At 63.3% G+C, this 13,271-nt stretch carries 13 protein-coding genes; 5 read left to right on the top strand and 8 right to left on the bottom strand.

The annotated features are described in order from the left end of the window. Nucleotides 1-17: 17 nt before the first annotated feature. The 8 genes from QYE47_RS12200 to QYE47_RS12165 all read right to left on the bottom strand — a co-directional run bounded on the left by QYE47_RS12200 (nucleotide 18) and on the right by QYE47_RS12165 (nucleotide 6,120). A complete protein-coding gene (locus QYE47_RS12200) occupies nucleotides 18-1,070 on the bottom strand; it encodes an AI-2E family transporter (protein WP_014590285.1) in 1,053 nt (350 codons plus the stop codon). A 12-nt stretch (nucleotides 1,071-1,082) separates the two neighbouring features. Beyond that, complete coding sequence (locus QYE47_RS12195; RefSeq protein WP_014590284.1) at nucleotides 1,083-1,877, bottom strand: DUF4892 domain-containing protein; 795 nt, start codon at nucleotides 1,875-1,877, stop codon at nucleotides 1,083-1,085. A gap of 109 nt (nucleotides 1,878-1,986) precedes the next feature. Beyond that, nucleotides 1,987-2,841 (bottom strand): alpha/beta hydrolase, encoded by an 855-nt coding sequence (locus QYE47_RS12190; RefSeq protein WP_014590283.1) that lies wholly within the window; start codon nucleotides 2,839-2,841, stop codon nucleotides 1,987-1,989. Next, entirely contained in the window at nucleotides 2,838-3,626 is a 789-nt protein-coding gene (locus tag QYE47_RS12185) for an alpha/beta hydrolase (protein ID WP_026031896.1), read from the bottom strand. The genes QYE47_RS12190 and QYE47_RS12185 overlap by 4 nt, the downstream gene beginning before the upstream one ends. Before the next feature lie 92 nt (nucleotides 3,627-3,718). Further along, nucleotides 3,719-4,093: a hypothetical protein gene (locus QYE47_RS12180; RefSeq protein WP_010954933.1), complete on the bottom strand. Its 375-nt coding sequence runs from the start codon at nucleotides 4,091-4,093 to the stop codon at nucleotides 3,719-3,721. Between the two features lie 162 nt (nucleotides 4,094-4,255). After that, nucleotides 4,256-4,714 carry a phosphohistidine phosphatase SixA gene (gene sixA / locus QYE47_RS12175; protein ID WP_014590281.1) on the bottom strand — a complete coding sequence of 153 codons (459 nt, stop codon included), beginning with the start codon at nucleotides 4,712-4,714 and terminating at the stop codon, nucleotides 4,256-4,258. Continuing rightward, a complete protein-coding gene (locus QYE47_RS12170; protein WP_003251499.1) occupies nucleotides 4,711-5,058 on the bottom strand; it encodes a DUF4389 domain-containing protein in 348 nt (115 codons plus the stop codon). Before QYE47_RS12170 ends, sixA begins: the two co-directional genes overlap by 4 nt. A gap of 36 nt (nucleotides 5,059-5,094) precedes the next feature. Further along, the gene (locus QYE47_RS12165) at nucleotides 5,095-6,120 is read right to left on the bottom strand and encodes an NAD(P)H-dependent glycerol-3-phosphate dehydrogenase (protein WP_014590280.1); all 1,026 of its coding nucleotides are present in this window, start codon (nucleotides 6,118-6,120) and stop codon (nucleotides 5,095-5,097) included. 227 nt (nucleotides 6,121-6,347) lie between these two features. Here QYE47_RS12165 and QYE47_RS12160 point away from each other — a divergent pair, with 227 nt between their 5' ends. The 5 genes from QYE47_RS12160 to fabB all read left to right on the top strand — a co-directional run bounded on the left by QYE47_RS12160 (nucleotide 6,348) and on the right by fabB (nucleotide 13,235). Then, nucleotides 6,348-8,462: a TonB-dependent siderophore receptor gene (locus tag QYE47_RS12160; RefSeq protein WP_014590279.1), complete on the top strand. Its 2,115-nt coding sequence runs from the start codon at nucleotides 6,348-6,350 to the stop codon at nucleotides 8,460-8,462. Next, nucleotides 8,462-9,352, top strand: a complete 891-nt coding sequence (locus QYE47_RS12155; RefSeq protein ID WP_014590278.1) for an ABC transporter substrate-binding protein — start codon at nucleotides 8,462-8,464, stop codon at nucleotides 9,350-9,352. Before QYE47_RS12160 ends, QYE47_RS12155 begins: the two co-directional genes overlap by 1 nt. Beyond that, nucleotides 9,349-11,280 carry an ATP-binding protein gene (locus QYE47_RS12150; protein ID WP_014590277.1) on the top strand — a complete coding sequence of 644 codons (1,932 nt, stop codon included), beginning with the start codon at nucleotides 9,349-9,351 and terminating at the stop codon, nucleotides 11,278-11,280. Before QYE47_RS12155 ends, QYE47_RS12150 begins: the two co-directional genes overlap by 4 nt. Before the next feature lie 207 nt (nucleotides 11,281-11,487). Beyond that, a complete protein-coding gene (gene fabA / locus QYE47_RS12145; RefSeq protein ID WP_003251509.1) occupies nucleotides 11,488-12,003 on the top strand; it encodes a 3-hydroxyacyl-[acyl-carrier-protein] dehydratase FabA in 516 nt (171 codons plus the stop codon). Nucleotides 12,004-12,014: 11 nt separating this feature from the next. After that, nucleotides 12,015-13,235, top strand: a complete 1,221-nt coding sequence (gene fabB / locus QYE47_RS12140) for a beta-ketoacyl-ACP synthase I (RefSeq protein ID WP_003251511.1) — start codon at nucleotides 12,015-12,017, stop codon at nucleotides 13,233-13,235. Nucleotides 13,236-13,271: the final 36 nt, after the last annotated feature.

Raw genomic sequence — 13,271 nt, 5'->3', positions numbered from 1 at the left:
AAAGGGCCGTTACAGGCTTATTGTTGTGGCGGCTGCTGCGCCGCGTTACGGCTCCAGTCCAGCAGCAGGCTGTAGCCTACCGCCAGCAAGGTCGGCCCGATGAACAGGCCAATGAAGCCAAAGGCAAGCAAGCCGCCGAACACGCCCAGCAGCACGATCACCAGCGGCAGGTTGCCGCCACGGCTGATCAGGTAAGGTTTGAGCACGTTGTCCACGCCACTGATGACGAAGGTACCCCACACACCCAGGAACACCGCCATGCCGTATTCGCCCTTCCACACCAGCCAAGCGGTGGCCGGGATCCAGGCCAGTGGCGGCCCCATGGGAATCAGGCTGAGCATGAAGGTGACCAACCCCAGCACGATCGCCCCAGGCACCCCGGCGATCAGGAAGCCGATCAGTGCCAGCAGGGCCTGCGCGGCCGCCGTGCCGATCACCCCGTTGACCACCCGCTGCACGGTAGCGGCTACCAGGTCCAGGTAATACTCGGCGCGTTCGCCCACCAGCCGGTGCAGCAAGCGCAGCACGAATGCCGCCAAGCGTGGCCCGTCGCGGTAGAAGAAGAACACGAACACCAGGCTCAGGGTCAGTTCCAGCACGCCGCTGCCGATCTGCGCGCTGCGCGCCAGCAACCAGTTGCCCACCTGCCCAAAGTAAGGCTTGATCGAGGCAAGCAAGGCTGCGCCTTGCTGGTCCAGCGATTGCCAACCGTTGACCAGACGCTCGCCAACGAAAGGAATGCCACCCAGCCAGGCCGGTGCATCGGGCAGGCCGTCGACCTGCACGTCACGCACGAACGCCGTAGCGTCGCGAATGTGATCGGCCAGGTTGAACCCCAGCCACACCAGCGGCAGTGCCACGATCAGGATCCAGGCCATGGTCAGCAGGCCGGCGGCCAGCGTCTCGCGACCGCCCAGCAGGCGCGTAAGAAAGCGCATCAACGGCCAGCTGGCAAAGGCCAGGATGGCCCCCCACAGCAATGCCGATATGAAGGGTGCCATCACCCACAGGCCGGCCCCCAGCAATGCCACCAGCAGAATCTGGACCAGCAGGCGATCATTGTTAACCATGAGGGTGCTCGTTCAAGGGATCAGTTCAAGGTGCAGGCCGTTTGTAGGCGCACTGCCGACTTCAAGACGGCGATTGCGCACCCCGGCCTTGACCAGCGCTTCGCGCCAGGCCTCAGCCTGGGCGCCACTGAGGCTGACACGCAAGGTGCTGTCAAGGTTCAGGCTGCGGGCCAGCAGATTCACCCAGGCGTCTTGCGGCGCAGCAAGGTCAGGGTAGTCGAGCTTGCCGGTGTCACGCATTTCGCGCAGCACCGTAGCGGCGGTTGGCAGCAGCACGCCCAGCGGGCTGCCAGAGATGAACTCTTCCACGTGCAGATAGGCACGGCGGTTGCCACGGGTAACGCTGTACAGCGCGACCAGGGTATCCGCCTCGTCTGCCGAGCGGCGCAGCAGGATGAACGCCTGCTGCTCGTCGCCTCCGTTGAGGCGGGCATTGGCGAACACATCATTGGCCCACAGGCTGGCCTCACCGCAATCACGCCCCTGACACCAGAACAACGGGTAGCCACCCTCGCGTACAAGTGCTTCGCGGGCACTGGTGAAGGCCTCGCGTGCAGTCCGCTCGACGGGCAATTCATAGGTCACCGAGCTGACCTGACCGCGGCTCTCGACTTTGTCATCGACCCGCAGGCGGCCACTGATCTTGCGTAGCGGGCCCATCGGGTAGACCCGCTCCTGTTCCGTCGCCGGGCGTTGATCGACCACCTTGGCGTCCTGCGGGACCGGCAGGCTGCCGGCCCACGCCACCGGGGTGGCGAGCACCAGGCAGGCAGCCAAGCCAGTGCGAATGGAAACGGGCACGCTCATTGGCGAACCAGGCGGCGCTCAGCGCCGAATTGAAGCTCCAGGATGTCTGGCAGTTGCATGGTTGTCTCCCTGTTCAACCCGCCAAGCCTCGACACTTGTCCGGTGCAAGTCAAGCAAAGCCAAAGAAGCGATTGATACAGTCTGCAACAAGGGCCGCGCCCTGCGCATCGTTCAGGTGCAGGTGATGGCCGCCGGGCAGCGTCACCTGTTCAAAGGGTAGCTGCTCCAGCAACTCTGTGTGGCGCGCCAGCATGCCGTCGGCGGCCACCACCAACAGCGCCGGGCAACTCACCCGCCGCACATAGGCCATGGCCTGGACCTCGCTCAGGCGCACCGGCGAGGGCAGGGTCAGCCGGCTGTCGCTGCGCCAGCTGTAGCCACCGGGCACCGGCATCAGGCCACGCTGGGCCAGCAGCTCGGCCGCTTCACGGCTGACCGCGACCATGCCTTTCATCCGGGCTTGCACCCCTGCTTCCAATGTCGCATACACCGACTTGCGTTTGCCATCCAGCCGCAACTGGGCTTGCAGCGCCATCCCCAAACGCTCGCCTGCGTCCTGCTCGGCGCCGGTCGGCGGGATGACGCCGTCGATAAGCGCCAGGTGACTGACCCGATCGGGCAATGCACCGGCCAGTTGCACCGAAATGATCGCGCCCAGCGAATGCCCCAGCAGGGCAAAACGCGGCCAACCCAATTGCTCGGCCACGCGCAGCACGTCATGGGCATAGTCGGCCAGGGCATACCCGGCGCCGAGCGGGCGGTGCTCCGAATAACCATGGCCGGCCAGGTCCAGGGCGACGAGGCGTAGACCTTTCAGTTGCGGTGCCAGGCGGGCAAAGCTGTTGGCGTTGTCCAGCCAGCCATGCAGGGCAATCACCGGCAGCCCGTCTTCGGGGCCGAACAGGTGTGCAGCCAGCTCGATATGGCCCAGGCTCAGGCGAATTTCCTCTACGTGCGCGCTCATGCCTGGCTCCAGCGGTCGAACAGGCCCTTGATCAGGCTGGCAGTGTCGGCCGGGCGCTCCAGCGGGAACATGTGCCCACCCGGTACGCTGTGGTATTCACCTTTGGGCATGCCGCGCACAGCCAAGGTGTGGTGGCGACGAATGACGTTGCTGCGGTTGCCGCGCACCATGGCCAGCGGCACCTGCAACTGGTGCGCGGGGGCGGGGCTGGTGTGCGGGATGCTGCGGTAGATGCTGATTTCAGTAGCAGGGTCGAAGCGCAACTGCAGCCCTTGCCCCACCACCTGCAGACCATGTTCTACATATGCGTCGAGGCAATCGGGATCGAAATGGCGGAACAGTGATTTGCCAGCGAAATAGTCCCGGGCGCTGTCGCGGTCATTGAACGTTTCGCGACGCCCCAAGGTGCGCCCGGCCGGTGTGATGCGGTCGATGAAACCAAAGCGCTTGGCTGTGCGCAGCAGCCATTGATCAGCGCGGGTGAGCACCGGAGAGTCGAGCATCACCAGCCCCCGATAGTACTCGGGGCAGCGCAATGCCGCGTGCAGGTGCAACACGCCACCCAGCGAATGGCCGACGCCCCAGACCGGCTGGTCCTGCTGCGCCAGGTGATGCAACAATTCATCGACCAGGCTTTGCCAGTTTTCATCCACGGGAAAACGCGGGTCATGTGCATGCTGGGCCAGGTGCTGCACCTGATAGTCCGGCGCCAGCGCTGCAAACAGCTTGCCGTAGGTGGCCGATGGGAAACCGTTGGCATGGGCGAAGAAGATCTGCTGCGACATGGCGCCTGGTCCGGACCGGAATGATGGCCCATTGTCGGCATCGCGGGGCAGTTCGGCAATGTCCATAAAGGTCATCGGCGAGGGGGATCAGGTCATGCCGAGCGGTCGAAACTGCTCAGCGACCGACGCAGGCAGGCCTGCATGTAGGCCACTTGGCTCTCCAGCGCCTCGCGGGCCAGACGCTGGTCCTGGTAATCCAGTTGCAGGCGGCGCAGGGCCAGACAACTGGTTTGCAGCAGGTGCGAGACCCGCAGGCAGGCATCCTGCAGCGTACGCAGGTCCTGCTCGCATTGTTGCCTCGCAGCAGGGTCCAGCCCAGGGTTGTCGTTCACCTTGCGCATCAGGTGGTAAAGCTTGGCATCGGCCGATTCACGCAGCAGGCTGTATTGGGCGAAATCCAGCGAAGTACCTTGGTCAACCTGTTCCAGGGTGGGTTGCAGGTCCAGGGAGCGCAACAGCTCCAGCATTTCACCCCTCATTCGCCGTTCCCTGATGTTTGCCATGTGGCAACGCTAGCAAGCGGTGGTGAAGCGCGACAACTGACAAAAATGCCAGTTGCCTTATCGATCTTTACCCATGCCAGCATGCAGACGCGAGCGAAACAGTGGCCTGCACAAGCCATGGGAAGTTCAAGCGGGTGAGTGGATGGCCTGCAGCGTCATCAACCCGGCCAGCGGCCACTCACCTTCCAGCTCCGCCAGGCTGGCAGTGCTCATGGCTGCCGGCTGTTGCCTGTGGCCGTGCTCCAGCGCACCGACCAGGTTACCTACCAACGGCTGGTGGCTGACCAGCAGCACATGCTCAAGCCCCAGTCGCTCGATTTCGCCGATGACCTGCTGCACATCACCCTCGGGCGTCAGCCAGGGCACGGTGCGCACGGGTTCGGCGAAGCCCAAAGTGTCATGCACCAGCGCGGCGGTCTGCTGGGCGCGTACGTAAGGGCTGGCGACAATCGCCTGCAATGGCTGCCCGATCAGGTAAGCCGCACTGTGCAGCACCTGCTCGCGACCATGGGCAGTCAGCCGGCGCTCGGCATCCGTCTTGGCCCGCGGCTCAGCTTCACCGTGGCGCAGCACCCACAGCTTCACAGCTTGGGTTCCTCGTCACGCACCGGATGCGCGGCCGGTGCCACGGCGTGCGCTGCTTCACCTTCCGGCGCACGCGGGGCCGGCCAGTCTGCGAACGGCCATGGCTTCTGGTCGCTGTGGAAACTGCCGAAGCGGCCGATCTGTGCCAGGTACTGGCTCAGGCTGTCGCCGAAGTTCATCAGGCTGGCGCTGGGCGCGCCATACACCAGTCGGTAGATCAGCTGTACCAGCACCAGGCCACCCAGCAGCAACTCGGCCAGTTGCCAGACCACCAGGAACACCAGCATCCACAGCACCCGCAGGATGATCGACTCGCGCTGGGCGCGTTCGGGCGTATCGTTCATGTGTTGCTCCTTGCTCGTGTCAGAGCCGCCAAGGGCTCAGTTGAAACCGCTGATGGAAATGAAATCGACGTCGGTCTTGGGCTCGGCGCGCATCAGGTGCTCGATCACCTGGTTCAGCGTGCGCCCTTCGAACAGGATGGCATGCAGACCAGCCACCAGCGGCATGTACACCTGCACTTGCTGGGCCTTGGTCTTGAGCACCTTGAGCGTGTTGACCCCCTCGGCCACTTCACCCAGGCGGCTGACCGCCTCTTCCAGGCTTTGGCCCTGCCCCAGTGCGTAGCCAACCTGATAGTTGCGGCTTTTGGGCGAGGAGCAGGTGACGATCAGGTCACCGACACCGGCCAGGCCGAGGAACGTCATGGGGTTGGCGCCCTGGCTGACGGCGAAACGGGTCATCTCGGCCAAGGCCCGGGTAATCAGCATGCTCTTGGTGTTCTCGCCCATCCCCAAGGCCACAGCCATGCCGGCGATGATCGCGTAGACGTTCTTCAGTGCACCGCCCAGTTCGACACCGAAACGGTCGGCACTGGCGTAGACGCGGAAGGTGCGCCCGTGCAGCACGGCCTGTACCTGCTGGCACAGGTCTTCGTGCTCACTGGCCACCACTGTGGCAGTCAGCGCATGTTCGGCGATTTCGCGCGCCAGGTTGGGCCCCGACAAAACGCCGATGCGCGCCTCGGGGGCGATTTCTTCGAGGATCTGGCTCATCAACTTGAAGCTTTGCGCTTCGATGCCCTTGGTCAGGCTGACCAGGCCCTTGCCGCGCAGCAGCTCGGCATGCGGTGCCAGCACGCTGCGCAAGGCACTCGATGGCAGGGCAACGAAGATCAGCTCGCTGGCCTGCAGGGTGGCCAGCAAGTCGTTGACCGGATCAACCCCATCGTGCAGGCGGATACCCTTGAGGTAGCGCGGATTCTCGCGATTCACACGCATGGCCTCGGCCTGCGCCGGGTCGCGCATCCATTGGCGCACCGGCACACCGTTTTCCGCCAGCAGGTTCGCCACGGCGGTGCCGAAGCTGCCGCCGCCCAGAACCGCAACAGGTTGCTGTTCAGTCATATCCAATCCATTAAAGCCAAAAGTTAAGTGGCGACCCCGCCATTATACGGCTCGCCTGCTACAGAACCAGTGTCTGGGCGTTTGCGGTACTCGCCATGGCATTTTCGGGGCCGTCGAGATCGAGCGCCGCCACGCAGCACATTTCAAGATGTACGCCCGACAACCACTGGCAAAACCCCCACGGTCAGTTACCATGCCTGTTTCAATCCTGAAACAAAGGCCGCTCCGTGTTCCCTGGCACGCCCCCGTACCCGCGCCTGCTGTTATTGACCGCCCTGCTCGGCGGTCAGGCCGTGGCCGACGACCTGTTCATCGACAACACCGACCTGCCACAGGTTCTGACCGCCACACGCCTGAAACAATCCCCCGCCGCTGTCCCGGGCAGCATGACCGTACTCGACAGCGAACTGATTCGCGCCAGCGGTGCCCGTGACATCCCCGAACTGCTGCGCCTGGTACCGGGCATGATGATCGGCTACGGTGCCGGTAATCAACCCACGGTCAACTACCACGGCAGCAACGTCAACGACGCACGGCGCATGCAGGTATTGATCGATGGCCGCTCGGTATACCGCGCAGGCCTGGCCACGGTGGACTGGAGCGACATCCCCTTGGCCATGGAGGATATCGAGCGCATCGAGGTGTTCCGCGGCCCGAATACCGTCAGCTATGGCGCCAACGCGCTGATGGCGGTGGTCAACATCCTCACCCGCAAACCCGCCGACAGCCACGGTACGCGGCTGAAAGTGACACGCGGCCAGGACGGCATCAACGACTTCTATGCCAGCCACGGCTTGGGTTGGGACGGTGGCGACCTGCGCCTGTCGCTGTCGGGCCAACAGGACGACGGCTTCGATGAGAACCAGTTCGGCCAGGACTACCGCGACAGCCGCCGCCTGACTCGCTTCAACCTCAGCGCCAACCACAACCTGGCGGTCGACCAGACCCTGGAGTGGCAACTGGCGGCCAAGGAAGGCAGCAATCAGCGGCCCTACACCTACCAGCCGGTGTTCCAGCAGTACGAGTCCGGGAACAATGCCGACGTCAACGCCAAGGACTATGCGGGCTCGTTGCGCTGGACCAAAGACTTCAGCGCTGAACACAGCCTTTATATCCAGGGTTCCGCCCAGCATTTTGATCGCCAGCAAGTGTGGCGCGCCTGTGATGCCTTGCAGTCGTTCAGCCCCGAACTGACCCAGCTCTGGCAGATGAACCCCGACTTCGCCGAGAAAGTGGCGCGCGGCATTGCGACTGGCGCCCCCCTTTCCACTGACGACCCTGCCCTTGAAGGGCTTCTGCAGAAAGTGCAGCAGCAATGGGAGCAGGGAGGACGGGAGCAGGTCTGCGGCGATGTCGATCAGAGCACCCGTGAAACCCGCTATGACCTGGAAATCCAGGACACCCTGAGCCTGACCGACAGCCTGCGTCTGCTCAGTGGCATGAACTACCGCTATGATCGCGCCGACTCGCAGACCTACTTCAACGGCAGCATCGACGACCAGACCTGGCGCCTGTTCGGCCAGCTGGAATGGCGCGCCGACGAGCACTGGATACTGCAAGGTGGGGCCATGTTCGAAGACTCGCGCCTGTCTGGCAGTTCGCTGACCCCGCGCGTCGCGGTCAACTACCTGATCACCCCGCGCCACGGCCTGCGTGCGGTGTACTCCGAAGCGGTGCGCTCGCCCGACATGTTCGAGAACAACGTCAACTGGAGTTACACGGTCAAGAACCTCACCCCCAATTCATTCGGGCTGCAAAACGGTGAGTATTTCGTCAAGACCCGTGGCCCTGGCGACCTTGAACAGGAGCGCATGCGCTCGCGCGAGCTAGGCTACAACGGCTATTTCAGCGACCTCGACCTAAGCCTGGATGTGAAGCTGTTCTACGACGAGATCACCGGCATGATCAGCGAGCCTCTGAGGAACAACCAGTACATCGCCAGCAACGCCAACAAGGCCCGTTTCAGCGGCAGCGAGGCGCAAATGGACTGGCGCCCCACCCTGCGCGACCGCCTGCGCCTGACCTATGCCTACGTCGATGCGTGGGCCAGCAACCCCGACGACCGTCGCCTCAGCGCCCGTAACAGCGGCTCGGCCGGGTGGATGCGCGAATGGGGTTCCGGCTGGTCGAGCGCGCTGTTCTACTACGGCGACGATGCCCTCAACCAGTACCGCTACGAGCGTCTTGACCTGCGCCTGGCCAAGCGCTTTCGGGTGTATGGCAGCAACCTGGAGCTGGCGGCGCTGTGGCAGCAGCGCCTGGACGATGAACCGACCTCGGCCCTGCAGAACCGCTACGACAGCCGTCACCGCCTGAGCGTGAGCGCGGAGCTGGAGTTCTGATGGCCCTGCTGCTGCGCCTGTTGCTGCTCTGCCTGTGGCCTTTGGGGCCTTTGTCCGCCAGCGAAGTCCTGCTGGTGGGGGCTGAGGACCAGCCCGGTGTCCGCAGCTTCATCGCCGCACTGGAAAGCCGCCGGCCCCACGATCATGTGCAGTTTCAAACCACCGCCAACCTGCCACGCCCGGGCAAGCTCAAAGCCGACCAACGCCTGATCCTGCTCGACAACGCAGCACTTGAATGGCGCCTGGTGGAAACCGCCGGCCCGCCGGCACTGGTCATGCGGGTCAGCCGAGTACAGGCTGAACAGCGCCTGGGAAAGTCCCGCCCCGCGTTCCTCACACTGTTGTGGAGCGACGCACCGTTGGGACGGCAACTGCGCCTGGCACGCTACCTGTTGCCGCAGGCCAAGCGCGTTGGCGTGCTGTATGGCGAGCACAGCAGCTTTCTGCTGGACGAACTGCGCCATGCTGCACGGCCGCTAGGCCTGGAGATCGTTGCCCAGGACTGGTCCGACCCGCGTGACAACCGGCCGCTGCAGCACCTGCTGGGCAATAGCGATGTGCTACTGGGCCTGGACGACCCTGACTTGTACAACTCCAAGACTGCAAAGAACCTGCTGTTGAGCAGTTATGGCCGGCAGATGGCACTGATCGGCCCGAACGCCGGCTTCGTTCGCGCCGGCGCCCTGGCCAGTACCTACAGCGACCAAGACGACTGGCTGTGGGTGCTCGACCAGTTGCTCGACCAGCCGCCGACGCGCTGGCCGCGCAGCCTGTACCCGGTGCGTTACGGCGTCAGTGGCAACCAGCAGGTGGCCCGTGCCCTGGGTCTTGAACCAATCGATCAGAACGCCGCCGTCAAGGCCCTGGCCGAGGGAGAACCCACCCCATGAGCAAACGCTTGAGCTGGGACATTCATACCCGCACGCAGATCATCAGTCTCGGCCCCGCCCTGCTACTGACCTTGCTCTTGATCAGCTTCTTTACCTTCGTACGCATCCAGGACCTGCGCCAGGAACTCAACCACACCGGGCAACTGATCGCCAACCAGTTGGCACCGGCGTCGGAATATGGGGTGATTTCGGGCAACAACGAAGTGCTTGAAGGGCTGATGCGTGCCACCCTCAGCATCCCGCATGTGCGCTTTCTGGAAGTGCAGGACAGCCGCAACCACATCCTCGTGTACGTTGAGCAGTCCGATGAAAGTGCCAACCGTGCGCAACAGGTCGAGGTTTTCCAGGCGCCCATTCGCCTGCAGCAAATCCGCCTGGACAACGACTTCCTGCAGCAGGGTAAAGCCACCACCCCGGCCATCGGTGACGACTACCTGGGCCGCGTGATCGTCGGCATGTCCGATGACGCCTTCAGTCAGCGTCAGCAGGAAATCGTGATCAAGGCCGGGATCCTGGCGTTGTTCGCCCTGCTGTTCACCTTCTTGCTGGCACGCCGCCTGGCCATGAGCCTGGCCAAGCCGATCAGCGACATGGGCCATGCGGTCAAGGCTATTCAGCAAGGCGAGTACGACACCCCCTTGCCGGTCGTCGACGACAGCGAGCTGGGCCACTTGGCCCGCCACATCAATAACCTGGCCAGCGCCCTGGAACAGGCCAGCGATGAACAGAAGCAGGCCATCGCCGAACTGATCCAGGCCCGCGAGGAGGCCGAACAGGCCAACCGTGCCAAATCGGATTTCCTGGCGATGATGAGCCATGAGTTGCGCACCCCGATGAATGGCGTGCTAGGCATGCTGCAACTGCTGGAAACCACACCGCTGAGCAGTGAACAGGCCGATTACACGGCAGTGGCCAGCGAGTCCACCGGGCATTTGCTCAAGGTCATCAACGACATCCTCGATTTTTCGCGCATCGAACGCGCCGCGCTGCAACTGGAGCACATCGACTTCAACCTCGGCGAGCTGATCACCAACAGTGTGCAGTCGTTCCAGCACAGCGCCCAGCAACGCGGCCTGGGCCTGCACCTGCAACTGCCGGCCGGCATCGAGCAGCTGCAGGTGAACGGCGATCCCACGCGCATCCGCCAGATCCTGCTGAACCTGGTAGGCAACGCCCTGAAGTTCACCGAACGCGGCCAGGTGCAAGTCGACGCACGCTGGCAGGTGCTCGACCGGCAGTTGATCTGGTTGACCTGCAGCGTGCGCGACACCGGCATCGGCATCGACAGCGACCGCCTGGAAATGATGTTCGTCGCCTTCCAGCAGGCCGACAGCTCGATTTCCCGTCGTTATGGCGGCACCGGGCTGGGGCTGTCGATCGCTCGTACCCTGGCCGAGCGCATGGGCGGCAAGCTACGCGGTGAAAGCCGTGAGGGCCTGGGTTCGACCTTCACCCTGGAGATGCCGTTGGCCCTCGCCAACCCTGCCCCCGTCCCGTTGACGCCGCCAACGACTGCACGAACGACGGTGCCGGACAATGATCAGGTACTGCTGGTGGAGGACAATCCGGTCAACCGGAGTGTCGTAGAAGCCATGCTGCGCAGCCTGGGGCTGGCAGTATGCACGGCAGAAGATGGCCTTGAAGCCGTCGAACTGGTCGGCCGGCAGCGCTTTGCTGCCGTACTGATGGATTGCCGCCTGCCACACCTGGACGGCTATGAAGCCACCCGACGCATCCGCCAATTGCCCAACGGCGCTGGGCTACCGATCATCGCCCTGACCGCCAATGCCTTGCAGGGCGACCGTGAACGTTGCATGGCCGCCGGTATGGACGATTACCTGAGCAAACCCTTGCGTCGCACCGAATTGCAGCAGGTGCTGCAGCGCTGGTTACCCGGTCAGACAACCGCGACTGGCGATAAATGCTAAAGTGCGGCAGTCTTAAACACTGGACAGGACCTTCATCGGACCTGAAAATAGACGTTTCAGTGCACACCTGTACTTCTTTCACCAGGTGCGCTGTGACTTTCACCACAACGCAATAGTCTACCTGTAGGCTGCCGTCTCGAAGCGCTTGGTTTTCGGGCCGGCCGGGAAGATTCATCCCCTGCCGCAGGGGGTTATTGAGGAGCTCGCATGACCAAACAACACGCCTTTACTCGGGAAGACCTGCTGCGCTGCAGTCGCGGTGAGCTGTTCGGCCCAGGTAATGCGCAACTGCCCGCGCCGAACATGCTGATGGTCGATCGCATCACCCATATCAGCGAAGAAGGCGGCAAGTACGGCAAAGGTGAGTTGGTCGCCGAGCTGGATATCAACCCGGACCTGTGGTTCTTCGCCTGCCATTTCGAAGGCGATCCGGTAATGCCGGGCTGCCTGGGCCTCGACGCCATGTGGCAGCTGGTTGGCTTCTTCCTCGGCTGGCAGGGCCTGCCGGGCCGTGGCCGCGCCCTGGGTTCGGGCGAGGTGAAATTCTTTGGCCAGGTACTGCCTGAAGCCAAGAAAGTCACGTACAACATTCACATCAAGCGCGTCCTGAAGGGCAAGCTGAACATGGCCATCGCCGATGGCTCGGTCAGCGTCGACGGCCGCGAGATCTACACTGCCGAAGGCCTGCGGGTCGGCGTGTTCACCTCCACTGACAATTTCTAAGGGTTATTCGCATGCGCCGCGTCGTTATCACTGGTCTGGGCATCGTATCGTGCCTGGGCAATGACAAAGCTACCGTCACCGAAAACCTGCGCAACAGCCGTCCGGGTATCCGCTTCAACCCGGAATACAAGGAAATGGGGCTGCGTAGCCAGGTTTCCGGGTCCATCGACCTCAACCTCGAAGAACTGATCGACCGCAAGGTTTACCGTTTCGTCGGCCATGCGGCTGCCTACGCCTACCTGGCCATGCAGGACGCGATCAAAGACGCTGGCCTGACCGAAGAGCAGGTTTCCAACCCGCGTACCGGCCTGGTGGCGGGTTCCGGCGGCGCCTCGACCCTGAACCAGATGGAAGCGCTGGACACCCTGCGTGAAAAAGGCGTCAAGCGCGTCGGTCCATACCGCGTTACCCGCACCATGGGCAGCACCGTTTCGGCATGCCTGGCCACCCCGTTCAAGATCAAGGGTATCAACTACTCGATCTCGTCGGCCTGCGCCACCTCGGCTCACTGCATCGGTACCGCACTGGAGCAGATCCAGTGGGGCAAGCAGGACATCGTCTTCGCCGGTGGTGGTGAAGAAGAGCACTGGAGCCAGTCGTTCCTGTTCGATGCCATGGGCGCCCTGTCGACCAAGCGCAACGAAACCCCTGAACTGGCCTCGCGCGCCTACGACGCTGACCGTGATGGTTTCGTCATCGCTGGCGGTGGCGGTATGGTCGTGGTTGAGGAGCTGGAACACGCCCTGGCCCGCGGCGCCAAGATCTACGCCGAAATCGTTGGCTACGGTGCGACTTCCGACGGCTACGACATGGTTGCACCGAGCGGCGAAGGCGCCATCCGCTGCATGCAGCAGGCGCTGTCCACTGTCGACACCCCGATCGACTACCTGAACACCCACGGTACCTCGACCCCGGTCGGTGACGTGGCCGAGATCAAGGGCGTGCGTGCCGTGTTCGGCGACAAGGCTCCGAAGATCAGCTCTACCAAGAGCCTGTCGGGTCACTCGCTGGGCGCTGCCGGTGTGCACGAGGCGATCTACTGCCTGCTGATGATGGAAAACAACTTCATCGCCGGCTCTGCCAACATCGACGAGCTGGATCCGGAAGTCGCCGACTTGCCAATCCTGCGTAAAACCGAAGAAAACGCCAAGATCGACACGGTCATGAGCAACAGCTTCGGCTTCGGCGGCACCAACGCCACTCTGGTGCTCAAGCGCTGGGAAGGCAAGTAAGACGCTGCCGCTGTAAATGAAAACGCCCCGACTGGT

Source organism: Pseudomonas sp. 2,4-D (assembly GCF_030418155.1).
Taxonomy (GTDB): Bacteria; Pseudomonadota; Gammaproteobacteria; order Pseudomonadales; family Pseudomonadaceae; genus Aquipseudomonas; species Aquipseudomonas alloputida.
Note: the sequence above shows the minus strand (reverse complement) of the source record. Positions and strands in the feature narration are given on the sequence as shown.